The sequence below is a fragment of the Agarivorans sp. DSG3-1 genome, assembly GCF_046774965.1.
Taxonomy (GTDB): Bacteria; Pseudomonadota; Gammaproteobacteria; order Enterobacterales; family Celerinatantimonadaceae; genus Agarivorans.
This window is the reverse complement of record NZ_CP177241.1, coordinates 3378517-3394022: the sequence shown is the minus strand read 5'-3', so window position 1 is coordinate 3394022 and position 15506 is coordinate 3378517. Positions and strand designations below refer to the sequence as shown.

Below are 15506 nucleotides of genomic sequence, written 5' to 3'. Positions count from 1 at the left end.
TCAACCCATCAATGGTTTTGCTTCACTCATAATGGCAAAATCAAACCCTAGCGCGTCAACAGGAACACTCTCTAGTGGTACATTACAGTGATCTAAATCTAAACAAAAATAACGTTGTAACTGATATTGAGCATTCAGTAGCTCGACTTCTTCAAAGCCAAACTGGCTTAAGGTCCACCGCAGACGTTCATCGCGACAATTACAAATTAAACTGAGTAAAGTAAAACCTTGCTTAAGCGCGTAGCAGCGCGCCCAGTCCACCATCAATTTTGCTAAACCTTTCCCAGCATAGTCCCTATTCACGGTAAGTTTATGCATGAACAAACTTTCTCGTCTCACCTCAGGTGCCACATCTATAGCGCCACTGCGATTGTTTAGAATCATCGCTGCAACCGGTTTGCCGGCTATGTAGCCCATATACATTTCATCTAAGCGGTGATTAGCTAGCAAAGAGTGAGGGGTAATTTGATGAAACTTCCAAAGTGGTTCGCCGCGAGATTCAAACCAGCTTGCTGCTTCCATTAGCAGCTCACAGAACTGATATAACTCTATACTAGAAATTGCACGCACGACCATATTGGTTGCCGTTTCCGATGACATATCAACTCCCTTGATAAACGTCTAAACTGTGACAGGTGACCAGTTGTGAACAACATGTTACACATGATAAGCCAAAGTTAAAAGCGCCTTTAGTTAAAATAAGTCTCTTATTCGCTAAGCCATTCTGCCTCTTGCCAGTATAAAAACCAGAAAGAACCATAGTTTTCCAAATCAAGTCCTAGAAACTGAGATTGTGCTGACAAAACTCATCGGTGAATGTTCCAATCTATGGTTAATGGCTCTGTGATAATTATTTACGTTAATCACTGAATAAACACCTTAGAAATGCGATAATTTGAGAAAATTTACACAGTGCTTCGCTCGATTATTTGGCGAGCCGAAACCAATTAGGAAACTCGATGGATTGCTGCAGTCAACCGGGGCTTATGCCGATAGAACAAGCTAAAAGAAAGCTTGTAGACGCTGTTTCACTAAAAACGACACTCGAGGATGTAACACTAGAAAATGCTTTAGGACGAGTGTTAGCTGTTGAAATCAAATCACCTTTAAACATCCCTCCATTCGACAATAGTGCTATGGATGGTTACGCCATCGCAGCAGATCAACTGCCGAGCAATAAAACGCTTCCTTTAAGTCATAAAGTGTTTGCGGGGGATACCCGAAATCTCGCTTTAGAAGCTGATCATTGCGTGCGGATTATGACTGGTGCTCCTCTCCCTCCGGGTTGTGATGCAGTTGAAATGCAAGAGAATACACGGGTAGAAGGCAATTCAATCATATTCGAACAAGCCATTAACAAAGGCAAAAATGTTCGACTGATGGGGGAAGATGTAAAACATGGCCAAGTGGTTATCACCGCCCAAACTCGCCTAAACAGCAGCCATATTGGGCTGTTAGCCACACTCGGCATTGATCAAGTTAAAGTACAAAGCAAACTGAAGGTAGCTTTGCTATCGAGTGGTGACGAGCTCGTTCAACCAGGTAATCCACTTCAACACGGCCAAATATACGATAGCAACCGATTCGCTATTCGTGCCCTTCTCGAAAAGTTACCCGTTGATATCATCGATTTTGGGGTAATTGCAGATGACAAACAACGAGTCGCCGAAGCGTTTATTAGTGCAGACCAGCAAGCAGACATCGTTATCTGTAGTGGCGGTGTGTCGGTTGGTGAAGCAGATTACACCAAGTTAGTGCTGGATGAGATCGGCGACATTGGCTTTTGGAAGTTAGCGATTAAGCCCGGTAAACCATTTGCTTTTGGTAACTTGTCAGATTCTTACTTTATTGGCTTACCCGGTAACCCAGTGTCGGCTTACGTAACTTTTTATAAGCTTGCGATGTTAGTTATTGCCAAAGCGACTGATTGGCAGTACCAAGAGCCTTTAAGCCTACAGGCTATTTCATTACAAGACTTTAGAAAGTCACCAGGGCGCACCGATTACCAGAGAGGCTTTGCCAGCATCAATGATAAAGGCGAGCTGCAAGTAACGTCAACTGGCGCCCAAGGTAGTGCCATCTTTACCAGCTTAACCCAAGCCAACTGTTTTGTGGTGCTAGAGCAAGATAGAGGTAAAGTAAACGCAGGCGAAATAGTCAATATAGAAATGTTTGCAGAGCCTATTCTATAGCCTCGTCGCAACTAGAATTGGTTATGTAACTTAACAGCCTTATGTAACAAGTAAACGGATTGATTCACTTGTAAAGATAAGGCTTGTTGAGCGCTTGGCGATATGGGTACTGAGAAGGTTAAGCCTTCCAATTCAACTTCAATTAAGCAACTCAGTTCAGTAACTGTTATTGCCAATACCTTTGCTAACCATTGGTTTTGCGCACTACAGTTTTCTACAAAAGACTTAGCGATAACAATATTGCTCGGCTTAAAACCCACCAAGTGAGTATCTTCTGATAAATCATTAGCGCTTTCTGCTAATAGATATTGTTCGCCAAATTTGAACCAACGCCAGCCAAGATCGGCCTTTCGTTCAGCAAGAGCAACTTTTAGCACCAAGGTTTGCTTATGTTGATCATTGAAGCGGTTGATAAGTTGTAAGCTGTCTCCCAATTCACAGGTTTTATTGGGTTCGACAAGCAAGACTTTATCACTAAAAAAGATTAAATCCTCAGGATTATGAGACACCATCAAGCTAGCGATATTGTGTTTTATCAGCCAAGCTTTTAAGCCTTTTAGTAGTTTCGTAGCGCTGCCTCTATCTATCGCCGAAAGTGGTTCGTCTAGCAGTAATAGTTTAGGCTTTGTTGCCAGAGCTCTAACTAGAGCCACTCTTTGAGCTTGCCCACCAGAAAGTTGATCAGCCTTTTTATCTAATAAAGGCTCCAAATCAAATAACTTAAGCAAATAATCTAAATCAGCAGCGTTGATGCGACTTGATAACTGGATGTTTTGTTTAACACTGAGGTGGTGGAAAAGATAACTGCCCTGAGTGACAAACGCTAAGGGACGTTGATGTGAACTAAGATTAGTGTTTCGATTAAACCAAGTTTGTGACGCGAAAAAAATGTCTCCGTTTCGAGGAGGCTCAAGACCGGCCAAAACTCTAAGCAAGGTTGTTTTCCCCACCCCTGATGGACCAAACACTCCACATAATAAAGGTAGCTGAGTTGGTTCTATTTTTAATGAAAAGTTATCACGTAGGTACTCAAGATTAAAACTTAACACCTATGCTCCCTACTCGCTTCTTTGAAGCAGAGAAAGTATAAGTTAATAACAACGCGACAAATGAAAAGCCTAACAATACTAAAGCTAAGCGATGCGCTGCGGCAAAATTAAGGCTTTCTACATGGTCAAACAAAGCAATCGCTATTACTTGTGTTTCACCAGGAATACTGCCTCCAATCATAAGTACCACACCAAACTCTCCCAAGGTATGTGCAAAACCCAAGACCATCGCAACGATAAAGCCATTTTTGGCTAACGGTAGCTCAACGGCTAATAGTTGTTTCCACCTAGGCATTCGTAATACCTTGGCCGCGTCGAGCACACCTGGTTCAATTTGTTTAAAAGCACTTTGAATGGGTTGAACGACAAAGGGCAAAGAATATAAACAAGAGGCGAATACCAACCCAGAGAAACTAAAAGCTAACTGACTACCAGTAAGCGTTAGCCACCACTGGCCCATAACACTGTTCGGCGCAAAGCTAATCAACAAATAAAAACCCAATACGGTAGGTGGTAGAACAATAGGTAACGCCACAATGGCTTCTATCACATGTTTAATCTTGCGTTCGCTTCGAGCCAACCACCATGCTAGCGGAGTGCCAACTAGCAACAAGATAAAGCAGCTCAGAGAAGCGAGCTTTATCGATAAAACAATGGCTTGTATTTCAGCGTCGGTCATTGATTAAGGTAACAAATATCCATTTGCTTTGATGATAGAGTGTGCGGCGGAACTAGACAAGTAATGGTAAAAATCAACAGCTTGCGATGTGATTGTTAGTAGGGCTATATTTTGGGTTACCGCTGGATGCCTATTTTTAGGTACTATCCAGAAAGACCCGTCTAAATCGGTCTTAATTGAACGAGCAACAAAACCGGCTTTAACATTACCAGTAACAATAAATTGATACACTTGAGATACATTGTTAGCCAGTATAATTTTTGGTGAAGCATTTTTCTCACTAACCAATTGCTGAGCCGCGGCACCGTAAGGTGCTAATTCAGGGTTGGCGTAAGCAAACGGTTCCGACCATTTGTTCCAAAGGGCTTCACCTTTAACGAACTCACCATTTTGGTCAGTGAACTGTGGCGCCCAAAAAACCAACTGTCCCACTGCATAGGGTTTCTGTTTTATTGCGTGCTGCTCATTAACCAACTGTTGTGGTCGAAGATCGTCGGCAGAAAAGAATAAATCAAAAGGAGCACCGTGTTTAATTTGATTGTATAAAATACCTGTTGATGCACTAGAAATACGATACGTAAACTGAGTATTAGTGAGCTGATAATCTTTCGCTAACGCTTCTGCAGTAGTCTTAAAATTAGCAGCAACCGCTATCGTTACCGGTTCAGCTTTCACAGTGCAGCTCAATAATAGAAAAAAAGAAACTAGCAGTTTTACCATTTACTTTTTGCTTCTAAATCAGATTCTCGAGCATCTAACCATGTGTCGTTATTATTCGTGCGCTCTTTTTTCCAAAAGGTGGCTTGAGTTTTAAGGTAATCCATAATGAAATGGCAAGCTTCAAATGATGCTTCTCGGTGAGCACTGTTAACCCCAACAAACACAATTTGGTCACTCACATCTAAATCACCAACGCGATGAACCACACTAGCATCTTGAATAGGCCAACGTTGCTTGGCTTGCTCAACAATGGCTTCTAACTGAGACTCCGTCATTCCGGGGTAATGCTCTAAATGTAAACCTTTAACTTGTTCGCCTAAATTCATGTCTCGAACTAAGCCAACGAAAAATACAATTGCCCCAGCGCTAGCGCGATTACGTAGCGCTTGGTACTCATCACCCACATTAAAGTCGTCAGTTTGAACCCGTATCATTTAACCGCCCGTAACCGGTGGGAAAAATGCCACTTCATCACCGTTGGCTAAGCTTTTAACATCGCTAATGTGCTGTTGATTAATAGCCATCAATACCGAGGACTCCTCTAAAATCGTCCATTGCTGCCCTTTGCTTACTAGCTCGGCTTTCAATTGAGTCGTATTACTGCCTTCTGCTAGCTCGAGGCTAACGCTAGAGCAGCCTAACTGCTCTTTTAATCGAGCAAAAAATAACACTTTTACCTGCATATTTTCTCCTTATGCCTCAGCACTAAAAGAGCCAGACTTACCACCGTGTTTTTCTAGTAGCTTGAGATCGGTAATAACAATGTCTTTTTGAATCGCTTTACACATGTCGTAAATCGTTAAGGCTGCAACGCTGGCCGCTGTTAACGCTTCCATCTCAACACCTGTTTGCCCTTTCACCTTGGCGGTACTTATCACCGTAATCACACCTGCGCTTTCATCCAGATCCAACTCTATAGTCACTTTGCTTAGCATTAAAGGGTGGCATAAAGGTATCAGCTCTGAGGTTTTTTTAGCGGCTTGTATCCCGGCAATACGTGCACAAGCAAATACGTCACCTTTGTGTTGCTCACCATTAACCAAGCTAGCGACTGTTTGCTGATTAATATTAACTCGTGCCTGAGCTTTAGCAATTCGGCTAGTTTCAGTTTTATCGGAAACATCTACCATAATGGCTTCACCAGAAGCATTAATATGGGTAAATTTGCTCATTACTTTTGACCTATGTGAGGAACAAAGTTACACGGCTTATGAGTACTATTTAGTTGCTCTAGCAGTATTTTTTGCCAAGCAGTTTTACAAGCATTGGTAGAGCCAGGTACGCAGAAAATAACGGTTTTATTTGCGAAACCACCTAATGCGCGACTCTGCACCGTTGAGGTACCGATCTCGGTGTAAGAGATATGACGAAACAACTCACCAAAACCTTCAATGTCTTTATCAAATAGTACATGAACGGCTTCAGGTGTATTGTCACGAGCAGTAAAACCAGTACCACCGGTAGAAATAACGCAGTCAATGTTTGGATCAGCAATCCAGTTACTTAACACTGCTCGTATTTGATAAATATCATCGATGACTATCTTTTTATCAGCTAGATTATGTCCAGCATCTGTTAATGCTTCAGCTAAATAACGGCCCGAGGTATCGGTTTCTTCATTGCGAGTATCGGATACCGTTAGCACTGCAATATTTAAAAAGGTTTGAGTATCATTAGCCAAATGGCTCATGGTTGTTCTCCGCTAATATGTTTAATCATTTGCCATTGCTCAGGCGTGTTAGTGTTAACCAAAGTGTTAGTAAACGCCTCAGAAAATTGAACGGCTTGGGCATTAATAAGTGTTAAAAGGGCTTTAATCGAGCGTTGCTTTGCCTCAGGCCTAGCAAGTACCTCATCAATGCATTGAATCGTAGCTTGATTTACTTCAAGAACTAACGGGAATACGCTTGAGCTGCAATAATAGCTTTGTCTATTTGTCTCATACAAAGAGAGCAAATGTTCAATAACGCCATCGCTTAACAAAGGCATATCCACAGGAATGAACACACATGCCTCACACTCCAACGTTTTTACGGTGCTTTTTATGCCCGCTAACGGCCCGAGCGATTTTGCTTCATCTGCAATGCATTCAAATCCGCTATAACTGCCACTCACAAATACACTACTTTGTAATACTGTACTTAACTGAGCAACTTTAGCTGCCAGCAATGTTTTACCTTGCCAATCAAGTAGCGCCTTATCAGTACCCATTCTGCGAGACTGGCCGCCGGCCAATATTACGCCTTGGATAGCTTCTGGTGATTTACTTTGCATTATCTTCGTATAGAAACGACTTAGTAGGCCTAATAATGCCTACTAAGTGTTGTGATGAAAAGTCTTAATACAGACTAAGTTATTGGTCTTTATCCCATTTGGATAGAATCGCTAGCGAAACAACCGCAACTCCAACAAAGCCCATAACAAAAATGGTAGGCATGGCAGCATAACCTAACACATGCCAAAAAACTGATTCTAAAGTACTCATGTGTCTTCCTTAATTATTACCAGCCTTCAACGCCGCTCATATCCGGTAAGCGGTGAGCGATACCCTTGTGACAATCAACACAAGTTTTTTCGCCACTTGCCAATGCATCAGAGTGTTGAGCGACACTGCGTGGACGCTGCTCTGAGAAATCCATGAAATCAAATTCATGACAATTTCTACATTCTTGAGAGTCATTTTGGCTCATACGATGCCACTCTCGCTCAGCTAAGTGTTTACGACGCGCTTCAAATTTCTCTTGAGTACTAATGGTACCCATCGCAAATGCAATAAGCTCTTTACTGGCTTGAACTTTACGCACTATTTTGTCAGTCCAATTATGCGGTACGTGACAATCTGAGCAAATTGCTCGCACCCCTGAACGGTTTGAATAGTGAATCGTCTCCTGGATTTCAGCCACAATTGGCGCATGACATCCGGAACAAAATGCCTCGGTATTGGTGGCTTCCATTCCGGTGTTAAACGCACCCCAGAATAAGATACCACCAGTAAAGCCTAGCGCTAACACTACACCCACAGCGGCCTTGCTGGGAGTGCTTAGTTTCCGCCAAAATGCTTTTAGTAACTTCATAATTTAGCCTCTGGTTAAACCTAGTGTTTAGCGTAACGATTCAACACGTTCATAATCATTTTCAATCAACGGAGCCGCTTCGTTTTGAGGCACGTGGCATTGTAAACAGAAGTAACGACGTGGAGACACATCCGCCAGTACTTGGCCGTCTCGCGCTTCATAGTGTGTCACGCTGATTTTAGTCGCTCCGCTTTCGCGAGCGTTTTTCCAGCTATGGCATGACAAACATTTATTCGCATTTAAACTCATCTCATAATGGCGAATTTGGTGTGGGATCAACGGTGGTTGAAACACATAATCGCTATCATAGGGTTTGTCTTGCTCTACTACAGATTTTAAACCTGCAGCCTGAGTTTGAGTGTTTAGCTCAGTATCGCCGCGCAATGAATCTACACCACCATTACTAATGTAATCGTTAGCGACAACCGCTCCGCATAGTAAAAGGCTGGTTATAAAGCCTGATAATAAAACTCGCATTTTCATAATACTCTCTCCGCCACCTTGGCAAATATTGTTAGCGAAGCACTGAAAGCGAGGGACTTACAGTGCTTTTTCATTAACTTAAACCTTAACTAACTTAACCGCACACTTCTTAAAGTCGGTCTCTTTTGATAAAGGATCCGTTGCATCAAGGGTGAGCTTGTTGGTTAGCTGCTTGGCGTCGAACCAAGGCATAAATACTAAGCCTTTTGGTGGACGGTTACGGCCACGAGTTTCAATTCGCGATTTAACTTCACCACGGCGAGATTGAATCAGCACTTCATCACCACGTTTGAAGCCGCGCTGTTTGGCATCTTCTGGGTGAATAAACAATACGGCATCGGGGAATGCGCGATACAATTCTGGTACGCGACGCGTCATAGAACCTGAGTGCCAGTGCTCTAGTACTCGACCGGTACTTAACCACATGTCGTATTCTTCATCTGGAGACTCTGCCGCAGGCTCAAAAGGCGTAGCAATAATGAAGGCTTTGCCATCTGGTTTACCATAGAAGTTAACACCCTCTCCTGCTTTAACATAAGGATCTGACCCTTCACGGAAACGCCAGCGGGTTTCTTCACCATTAACAACCGGCCAACGTAAACCTCGCACTTCGTGGTAAGTATCAAATGGGGCTAAGTCGTGACCATGGTCGCGGCCAAACTTGGCGTATTCTTCAAATAAGCCTTTTTGCAGATAAAATCCAAAATCTTTAGCTTCATCATTTAGTTTCGCATCAACCTGCTCAACCGGAAATTTGTCAACCTCACCGTTTGCATAAAGAATGTCGTATAAAGTTTTACCTTTATATTCTGGTTTCTTAGCAATCAACTCAGCTGGCCAAACTTCTTCAACAGCGAAGCGCTTAGAAAACTCAACCATTTGCCATAAATCTGACTTTGCGTCACCCGGTGGTGAAACCTGTTGATGCCAAAACTGGGTGCGACGCTCAGCGTTACCATAGGCGCCTTCTTTTTCCACCCACATTGCAGTAGGCAAAATAAGATCAGCGGCTTGTGCAGTAACGGTTGGATATGGGTCTGACACCACAATAAAGTTTTCTGGGTTACGGTAACCCGGTAAGCCTTCTTCATTAATGTTAGGCGCGGCCTGCATATTGTTGTTACACATTACCCAGTAGGCATTTAGCTTACCGTCTTTCAACATACGGTTTTGAAGTACTGCGTGGTAACCCGGTTTTGGCGGAATTGCACCTTCAGGTAGCTGCCAAATATCTTCAGAAATTTTACGGTGTTTAGGATTAGCCACCACCATATCTGCTGGTAAGCGATGTGAGAAGGTACCCACTTCACGCGCAGTACCACACGCCGACGGTTGACCAGTTAACGAGAACGGGCTGTTACCTGGCTCTGAAATTTTACCGGTCAATAAGTGAATGTTGTAACAAGAGTTATTCGCCCATACACCACGCGTGTGTTGGTTAAAGCCCATGGTCCAGAACGAAGTTACTTTAACATTAGGATCAGCGTAATCTTTGGCTAAAGCTTCAAGTTTTTCTGCAGGAACACCAGACAATTTAGCCACGGCGTCTAGATTGTAATCTTTTAAGAACTCGCGATATTCATCGAAGCTCATATCGGTCATTTTACCGGAGTCTGGATGTGCAGCAGCTTTTTGAAGAGGATGCTCTGGGCGTAAGCCATAACCAATATCGGTTTCACCACGTTTAAAGTGAGTATGCTTATTAACAAAATCCCAGTTCACTTTATCATTTTCAATAATATAGTGAGCAATGTAGTTAAGAATGGCCAAATCGGTTTGTGGTGTAAATACCATTCCGTTGTCGGCTAATTCAAAGCTACGGTGTTCAAAGGTAGATAACACATGCACTTTAACGTGCGGTGCAGACAAACGACGGTCGGTTAAGCGCGACCACAAAATTGGGTGCATCTCCGCCATGTTTGAGCCCCAAAGCACAAACGAATCAGCGGCTTCTAGATCGTCATAACAGCCCATTGGTTCATCTATGCCAAAGGTACGCATAAAGCCACCTACCGCAGAAGCCATACAGTGGCGCGCATTTGGATCTAGGTTATTGGTTAGAAAGCCCGCTTTATGTAATTTGGCTGCAGCGTACCCTTCCCAAACGGTCCATTGGCCTGAACCAAACATACCTACTGAAGTAGGGCCTTTGTCGGCCAAGGCTTTTTTCCACTTTTCAGCCATAATGTCGAAGGCTTGATCCCAAGTGATAGGAGCAAACTCGCCATTTTTATCAAATTTTCCATCGGTCATACGCAGCAATGGCGTGGTTAATCGGTCTTTACCGTACATGATCTTAGAAAGGAAGTAGCCCTTGATACAGTTTAAACCCTTATTTACCGGCGACTCAGGGTCACCTTGGGTTGCCACTACTTTACCATTTTGAGAGCCTACTAATACGCTACAACCCGTACCACAAAAACGACAAGGGGCTTTATCCCAGGTAACCTTTGTATCTTCTGAAGAAGTAATTAGGTTGGTGGCACTTGCAGGTAAACTAATACCGGCAACGGTGGCTGCGGCACTTACTGCATTCGCTTTAACAAACTGTCGGCGAGTCCATTTCATGATACTTCCTCATTAGCATTAGCTGGTTCAAATTGGTGGAATACTAAATTGCTGCTTAGCACTGCTTCCAACTTTCCTATATCTTCTAGGGTATTTACGATGTTGTTTCGCATTTCACTTTCAATAGAGATCACAATTTTCCCTTCTGGGTTAAAACCGTGAACTTCTAAACCAGAAAGTCCGCTGATTTGGTCAATAACTTCAGTGATACGGTCAGGATTACACATCACCACTGCGCTACTAATATGGTACTCTTCGTTCATCCAACTTCCTTTATTTCAATAGCTTGGCTTGGACATACTGAGATACAAGCACCGCAACTATTACAATGCTCCGAGTCTACGTTGACCTCTGCTTTACCTGCCAATAAAGGTTTAATTGTTATCGCTCGTTGTTCACAAGTATCACTGCAACTACGGCAATAAACGCCGTTTTGAGCCAAACACTTAGAATCGTTAACGTTAACTGAATTAGACCAAGCAGATTGCTGCTGAGGGTGAAACAAAGATTCTGGGCAAGCTGCAGCACATTGGTAACAAAATGTGCATTCACCTTTAGTGAAATCAACCACCGGAAAACCACCACTGCCTTTAACAATAATCTGCTCGGGGCACGCTTTGATGCATTCACCACACTGGCTACAACCATCTTCGATTGATTGTTTTAGCCAAGGTAATGAGTGATGTTGCTTACTGCGAATCGTATCGCTGGGACTAAACATACGACGTTTAGACAGGTCTACAGACATCAATTTTCCTTACGAAATCAGGCTTTAGCCAAACTGGTAAAACCACCCTAGGTTTCTTAGGGTTAAGCGTAATTTCTATTAACATTCAAAAACATACCTCGAAAGAGGTGTTTGTCCAAATGATTGATTTAGATCAAGTATAGTGCGTGATTTGCATCACGCACTAAAACTTATCCGCCTATAGAAGCGAGGTGAGGAGTAGCGCCGGTATTACCGTCGTGAAGGAAATGGCTGACTTTTTTAGTCTGAAGAGCGGTTTCAATTCGTTGGCTAAGTTGAGCTTGCTGAATAGGGTCTTGCAACAAATCTCGCAAGTCTACGCCCTCTTCTCCAAATAGGCATAAATGTAATTTACCTTGTGAAGAAACACGTAAACGATTGCAGCTTGCACAAAAGTCTTTTGAATAAGGCATGATTAAACCTATTTTGCCGGCATAATCAGAGTGATGAAAAACCTGAGCGGGGCCTGCATTGTGTGCACTTATTTGTTGCTCCCAGCCTTCATTTAACAGGAGCTGTTTAAAACCATCGCCTGCAATATGATGTTTATCGAAGTACTCAGGGTGATCACCCATTTGCATCAACTCGATAAAACGAACTTCAACTGGGCGGTCTTTAATCCAATCAAGATACTTACGAAAATTTTGCTTAGCCATATGCTTGATCAGAACCGCATTTAACTTCACTGCAGTAAAGTCTTGCGCCAAAGCTTCATCAACTCCGGCCATCACTTTTTCAAATGTTTTGGTGCCGGTTATTAACTCAAACTGGCGTGGGTCTAGGCTATCTACACTCACATTAACGTGAGTTAAACCTGCCTCTTTCCAACGTTTTGCATGTGTTGCTAACTTAAAGCCGTTGGTGGTCATGGCTAGCTGCTTTATGCCCGTGGTGTTCGAGCAAATGTTCATTACGTCTACAAGATCTTTGCGCAGACTGGGTTCGCCACCAGTAAGGCGGATTTTGTTAGTACCTAACCGAGAGAAACACGTGGCTAACTGCTCTATTTCAGACAAACTAAGGTTGGTATGAGGAGTGTCGCAGTGGTAACCATCGGGCAAGCAATAGTTACACTTAAAATTACAGACGTCGGTCAGTGACAGACGCAAATAGAAAAATTTTCGGGAAAATGAATCCGATAACATAAATCAACCTTTCCAAATGCGGGAGGCAAAGCCATTTCTGAACTCTACCCTGCTTAGTCTAATGCTAAGGGTCTAAACGCCATATCATTGTGACGTAGGTCGTTTTAGACTTCGGTGATGCTTTTAATGTTATGCAACAAAACAACATTTGTTAAGTGCTTTCTTAAAGAGTTACAATTTGATGGCAATTTGATTGTATTAAAACTTTCGTAAATACAAGGATTTCCGCTTGAAACGTTTTTTTGGCAAACGCTCCATTGGCACCGCTGTTATTCGCCTTTTAAGTTTAATGATGTTTTTATTCGCCTTGGTCGCTATTAGCTCCTTGACTACTTTGGTGAATAGCTTAAATGATGCAGAAGCTATAAATGTTGCTGGTTCTTTACGCATGCAAAGCTACCGAATGGCGCACGCGCTAAATGTTTATGACACTGCACTTCCTAGGAAAATCGACCAATTTGAGAAATCCCTGTCTAGCCCTGCCTTGATGAAAGTAGCCCAGCAAGACGACACTATTAATCAGCGTTATCAGAAAGTAAAACACCGTTGGGAGCAGTTAAAACCATTTGTTAAAAATAAAGATATCGCTAGTTTTGACAAACAAATTGTGGGTTTTGTCGACCTAATCGACGATTTTGTTGCACATACTCAATATGGTTCTGAAGCAAAAGTATTCCAATTAACCCTGCTTCAACTTATCGCTTTTGCCATCATCACCATGATTGCAGTTTATACTTTGTGGTATATGCAACGTAATATCTCTCGGCCAATTTACCGTTTGGTTGAGGCCGCAAAACAAGTTCAAAACGGCGATTTCAAAATATCAATTTCCACCATTTACGCCAGCATTGAAATGGAAACTTTGGCCAAAGCTATTGTATCTATGTCGCAAGACTTAGAGCGCTCATATCAAAACCTAGAGAACCAAGTAAAAGATAAGACCAAGGAATTACGTCGCGCCAACCGCGACCTCAATTTTTTATACAATCTTGAACAAACTCTATTTAATAACAATTTGAATCAACAACACCTCACCCAATCCTTAGAATTACTGTGCGATACTCTCGGCATAAAAGGCGCAAAACTTTATATCGAGAAGCTGGATATTGCGATAGACATTGAGCCCGAAATAAGTGAATTTGCAACCCCCATTCCGCTAGAGCTTAACCAAGAACAATACGGCTCTTTGCTGCTCCCTGCTATTCCTGAAGATAGAGCGGCGATTGTGACCAGCTATTGCCGCACCGTAACCAAAGTACTGCGCTTTGAACAAAGCTTATTGCAAAAGCAAAAACTGTTACTCATGGAAGAACGCGCCACCATTGCACGCGAGCTACATGACTCTTTAGCTCAAAGCCTCTCTTACCTGAAAATTCAAAACAGCTTGTTACAACGGCAACTAAAGCAGTCACCCACAGACGTTGCTAAAAGCTTAGAGATAAGTAACGAGATACAAAGTGTTTTAAGCTCAGCCTATATACAACTGCGTGAGCTGCTATCTACCTTTAGGTTAACCATTAAAAACGCTTTGCTGGTAGATTCTTTACAAGTATTAATAGAAGAGCTTAATACTCAGCACCAACAAACTATTGAGTTAAATACAGACATTTCCAACGATATGGTGGAAGCCGACAAGCAAATTCACATTATTCAAATTGTGAGAGAAGCGATCATAAACGCTTTAAAACATGCTGACTGTGATAAAATTTCGGTAACATGTATTGGCGAACCAGAGCAAATATCGGTTGAGATTGCAGACAATGGATTGCAAGGCAATAAATTAAAACAGGTTAACGATCATTACGGCTTACAGATTATGCAAGAACGTGCGCAACGTTTAGATGGCGAAATACGTTTCGAGCAGTCTTTAACTGGTGGCGTATCGGTAAAACTAACCTTCCCTACAAAGAGTAATTAAGGATTCTTTAAGCTATGAGCGACCCAATCAACATTATTGTTGTAGACGACCACCCGTTAATGCGAAAAGGTATCGTGCAGTTTTTAAGCATAGAGCCAGATTTTAACGTAGTTGCAGAAGCAGGCAGTGGCGCACAAGCAGTAGAACTCTGCACCGAATTAGAACCCGATGTTGTATTACTAGATCTTAATATGAAGGGTTTGTCGGGTTTAGATACCTTAAAACTGTTACGAGAAAAACAGGTCTCTTCAACCATCATTATTCTTACAGTTTCTGACTCTAAACAAGACGTAATCAAGCTCATTAACGCTGGCGCAGATGGTTACTTGTTAAAAGATATGGAGCCTGAGCAATTACACGAACAACTCAAACAAGCCGCTGCAGGTAAACAAGTATTAAGCGAAGAGCTATTGCCTTACCTAAACTGCCTACACGAAAATGATGAGTTTGCTGAGAAGTTAGCCACGGTAACCAAACGTGAGTTACAAACGCTGAATGAAATCGCTAAAGGTGCTAGTAATCGCGAAGTAGCCTCTAGTTTAAAAATCACAGAAGGCACTGTGAAGGTTCATGTTAAAAGCCTATTGCGTAAGTTAAACGCCAAGTCTCGAGTAGAACTTACGGTCATGTACTTAGAGCATATGGCCTAAGCTTTAACCATGAATAATCTGGTCTTGGTTGCAGAAGCGCTATGTATACTTTTAGCGCTTAGCTTTGTTAGCAAAGCGATGTGGGGGCATGCTAGACAACATAACGATTGGTTTAATCCTTTGCGGATTTTCTTTAAACCAGTAAACGATTTAAGCCCTAATGAGTACCTGCTAATACGTAGGTCAGTTTATTTACTAGTATTAACCGTGTTGTTAGATTTGCTAAGGCATTGGTTATAAACAAGCAATAAAAAAGCGGCTAACAAGCCGCTTTTTTTAC

The 15506-nt window shown here is 42.4% G+C and carries 20 protein-coding genes and 1 riboswitch; of the genes, 4 read left to right on the top strand and 16 right to left on the bottom strand.

All coding sequences use genetic code 11. From position 1 onward, the window contains the following. The gene (locus ACLD71_RS15715) at window positions 1–600 is read right to left on the bottom strand and encodes a GNAT family N-acetyltransferase (RefSeq protein ID WP_137672893.1); all 600 of its coding nucleotides are present in this window, start codon (window positions 598–600) and stop codon (window positions 1–3) included. A gap of 359 nt (window positions 601–959) precedes the next feature. Here ACLD71_RS15715 and moeA point away from each other — a divergent pair, with 359 nt between their 5' ends. Continuing rightward, a complete protein-coding gene (moeA, locus tag ACLD71_RS15710; RefSeq protein ID WP_411991284.1) occupies window positions 960–2192 on the top strand; it encodes a molybdopterin molybdotransferase MoeA in 1233 nt (410 codons plus the stop codon). A gap of 11 nt (window positions 2193–2203) precedes the next feature. Here moeA and ACLD71_RS15705 read toward each other — a convergent pair whose 3' ends face one another. The 15 genes from ACLD71_RS15705 to moaA form a co-directional block, all read right to left on the bottom strand. After that, on the bottom strand, window positions 2204–3241 hold the full coding sequence (locus tag ACLD71_RS15705) for an ATP-binding cassette domain-containing protein (protein WP_411991283.1): 1038 nt from the start codon (window positions 3239–3241) through the stop codon (window positions 2204–2206). Continuing rightward, a complete protein-coding gene (gene modB, locus ACLD71_RS15700) occupies window positions 3228–3920 on the bottom strand; it encodes a molybdate ABC transporter permease subunit (RefSeq protein WP_411991282.1) in 693 nt (230 codons plus the stop codon). Before modB ends, ACLD71_RS15705 begins: the two co-directional genes overlap by 14 nt. Window positions 3921–3923: 3 nt before the next feature. After that, a complete protein-coding gene (modA, locus tag ACLD71_RS15695; RefSeq protein WP_411991281.1) occupies window positions 3924–4595 on the bottom strand; it encodes a molybdate ABC transporter substrate-binding protein in 672 nt (223 codons plus the stop codon). Between the two features lie 38 nt (window positions 4596–4633). Further along, window positions 4634–5074 (bottom strand): molybdopterin synthase catalytic subunit MoaE, encoded by a 441-nt coding sequence (moaE, locus tag ACLD71_RS15690; RefSeq protein WP_137672898.1) that lies wholly within the window; start codon window positions 5072–5074, stop codon window positions 4634–4636. After that, window positions 5075–5323, bottom strand: a complete 249-nt coding sequence (gene moaD / locus ACLD71_RS15685; protein WP_411991280.1) for a molybdopterin converting factor subunit 1 — start codon at window positions 5321–5323, stop codon at window positions 5075–5077. 9 nt (window positions 5324–5332) lie between these two features. Beyond that, a complete protein-coding gene (gene moaC, locus ACLD71_RS15680; protein ID WP_137672900.1) occupies window positions 5333–5812 on the bottom strand; it encodes a cyclic pyranopterin monophosphate synthase MoaC in 480 nt (159 codons plus the stop codon). Beyond that, entirely contained in the window at window positions 5812–6330 is a 519-nt protein-coding gene (moaB, locus tag ACLD71_RS15675) for a molybdenum cofactor biosynthesis protein B (RefSeq protein ID WP_411991279.1), read from the bottom strand. Before moaB ends, moaC begins: the two co-directional genes overlap by 1 nt. Next, window positions 6327–6914 carry a molybdenum cofactor guanylyltransferase gene (locus ACLD71_RS15670; protein ID WP_411991278.1) on the bottom strand — a complete coding sequence of 196 codons (588 nt, stop codon included), beginning with the start codon at window positions 6912–6914 and terminating at the stop codon, window positions 6327–6329. The genes moaB and ACLD71_RS15670 overlap by 4 nt, the downstream gene beginning before the upstream one ends. A 79-nt stretch (window positions 6915–6993) precedes the next feature. Then, complete coding sequence (locus ACLD71_RS15665) at window positions 6994–7125, bottom strand: TIGR02808 family protein (RefSeq protein ID WP_137672903.1); 132 nt, start codon at window positions 7123–7125, stop codon at window positions 6994–6996. Between the two features lie 16 nt (window positions 7126–7141). Further along, window positions 7142–7714 (bottom strand): NapC/NirT family cytochrome c, encoded by a 573-nt coding sequence (locus tag ACLD71_RS15660; RefSeq protein ID WP_137672904.1) that lies wholly within the window; start codon window positions 7712–7714, stop codon window positions 7142–7144. Between the two features lie 27 nt (window positions 7715–7741). Then, window positions 7742–8191 carry a nitrate reductase cytochrome c-type subunit gene (locus ACLD71_RS15655; protein ID WP_137673112.1) on the bottom strand — a complete coding sequence of 150 codons (450 nt, stop codon included), beginning with the start codon at window positions 8189–8191 and terminating at the stop codon, window positions 7742–7744. Window positions 8192–8275: 84 nt separating this feature from the next. Next, window positions 8276–10765, bottom strand: coding sequence for a nitrate reductase catalytic subunit NapA (gene napA / locus ACLD71_RS15650; RefSeq protein WP_411991277.1), 2490 nt, complete (start codon window positions 10763–10765; stop codon window positions 8276–8278). Then, complete coding sequence (locus ACLD71_RS15645; RefSeq protein ID WP_137672906.1) at window positions 10762–11028, bottom strand: chaperone NapD; 267 nt, start codon at window positions 11026–11028, stop codon at window positions 10762–10764. Before ACLD71_RS15645 ends, napA begins: the two co-directional genes overlap by 4 nt. Next, window positions 11025–11513 (bottom strand): ferredoxin-type protein NapF, encoded by a 489-nt coding sequence (gene napF / locus ACLD71_RS15640; RefSeq protein WP_137672907.1) that lies wholly within the window; start codon window positions 11511–11513, stop codon window positions 11025–11027. The genes ACLD71_RS15645 and napF overlap by 4 nt, the downstream gene beginning before the upstream one ends. Window positions 11514–11683: 170 nt before the next feature. Beyond that, window positions 11684–12658, bottom strand: coding sequence for a GTP 3',8-cyclase MoaA (moaA, locus tag ACLD71_RS15635; protein WP_137672908.1), 975 nt, complete (start codon window positions 12656–12658; stop codon window positions 11684–11686). Continuing rightward, a riboswitch (molybdenum cofactor riboswitch) is annotated at window positions 12647–12787 on the bottom strand. (Overlaps the previous gene by 12 nt.) 100 nt (window positions 12788–12887) lie before the next feature. Here moaA and ACLD71_RS15630 point away from each other — a divergent pair. The 3 genes from ACLD71_RS15630 to ACLD71_RS15620 are packed head-to-tail and all read left to right on the top strand — an operon-like array spanning window position 12888 to window position 15466. Next, window positions 12888–14576, top strand: coding sequence for a type IV pili methyl-accepting chemotaxis transducer N-terminal domain-containing protein (locus tag ACLD71_RS15630; protein WP_137672909.1), 1689 nt, complete (start codon window positions 12888–12890; stop codon window positions 14574–14576). A 14-nt stretch (window positions 14577–14590) separates the two neighbouring features. After that, window positions 14591–15226 carry a two-component system response regulator NarL gene (gene narL, locus ACLD71_RS15625; RefSeq protein WP_137672910.1) on the top strand — a complete coding sequence of 212 codons (636 nt, stop codon included), beginning with the start codon at window positions 14591–14593 and terminating at the stop codon, window positions 15224–15226. 9 nt (window positions 15227–15235) lie between these two features. Then, complete coding sequence (locus ACLD71_RS15620) at window positions 15236–15466, top strand: hypothetical protein (RefSeq protein ID WP_137672911.1); 231 nt, start codon at window positions 15236–15238, stop codon at window positions 15464–15466. The last annotated feature ends 40 nt before the right edge of the window (window positions 15467–15506 follow it).

What these genes read in the sequence shown, in the direction of transcription:
- ACLD71_RS15715 (WP_137672893.1), bottom strand. Translation starts at nt 600, where the DNA reads ATGTCATCGGAAACGGCAACCAATATGGTCGTGCGTGCAATTTCTAGT.
- moaC (WP_137672900.1), bottom strand. Translation starts at nt 5,812, where the DNA reads ATGAGCAAATTTACCCATATTAATGCTTCTGGTGAAGCCATTATGGTA.
- moeA (WP_411991284.1), top strand. Translation starts at nt 960, where the DNA reads ATGGATTGCTGCAGTCAACCGGGGCTTATGCCGATAGAACAAGCTAAA.
- moaB (WP_411991279.1), bottom strand. Translation starts at nt 6,330, where the DNA reads ATGAGCCATTTGGCTAATGATACTCAAACCTTTTTAAATATTGCAGTG.
- ACLD71_RS15655 (WP_137673112.1), bottom strand. Translation starts at nt 8,191, where the DNA reads ATGCGAGTTTTATTATCAGGCTTTATAACCAGCCTTTTACTATGCGGA.
- ACLD71_RS15670 (WP_411991278.1), bottom strand. Translation starts at nt 6,914, where the DNA reads ATGCAAAGTAAATCACCAGAAGCTATCCAAGGCGTAATATTGGCCGGC.
- ACLD71_RS15660 (WP_137672904.1), bottom strand. Translation starts at nt 7,714, where the DNA reads ATGAAGTTACTAAAAGCATTTTGGCGGAAACTAAGCACTCCCAGCAAG.
- moaE (WP_137672898.1), bottom strand. Translation starts at nt 5,074, where the DNA reads ATGATACGGGTTCAAACTGACGACTTTAATGTGGGTGATGAGTACCAA.
- napF (WP_137672907.1), bottom strand. Translation starts at nt 11,513, where the DNA reads ATGTCTGTAGACCTGTCTAAACGTCGTATGTTTAGTCCCAGCGATACG.
- napA (WP_411991277.1), bottom strand. Translation starts at nt 10,765, where the DNA reads ATGAAATGGACTCGCCGACAGTTTGTTAAAGCGAATGCAGTAAGTGCC.
- narL (WP_137672910.1), top strand. Translation starts at nt 14,591, where the DNA reads ATGAGCGACCCAATCAACATTATTGTTGTAGACGACCACCCGTTAATG.
- ACLD71_RS15645 (WP_137672906.1), bottom strand. Translation starts at nt 11,028, where the DNA reads ATGAACGAAGAGTACCATATTAGTAGCGCAGTGGTGATGTGTAATCCT.
- moaD (WP_411991280.1), bottom strand. Translation starts at nt 5,323, where the DNA reads ATGCAGGTAAAAGTGTTATTTTTTGCTCGATTAAAAGAGCAGTTAGGC.
- moaA (WP_137672908.1), bottom strand. Translation starts at nt 12,658, where the DNA reads ATGTTATCGGATTCATTTTCCCGAAAATTTTTCTATTTGCGTCTGTCA.
- ACLD71_RS15620 (WP_137672911.1), top strand. Translation starts at nt 15,236, where the DNA reads ATGAATAATCTGGTCTTGGTTGCAGAAGCGCTATGTATACTTTTAGCG.
- modB (WP_411991282.1), bottom strand. Translation starts at nt 3,920, where the DNA reads ATGACCGACGCTGAAATACAAGCCATTGTTTTATCGATAAAGCTCGCT.
- ACLD71_RS15665 (WP_137672903.1), bottom strand. Translation starts at nt 7,125, where the DNA reads ATGAGTACTTTAGAATCAGTTTTTTGGCATGTGTTAGGTTATGCTGCC.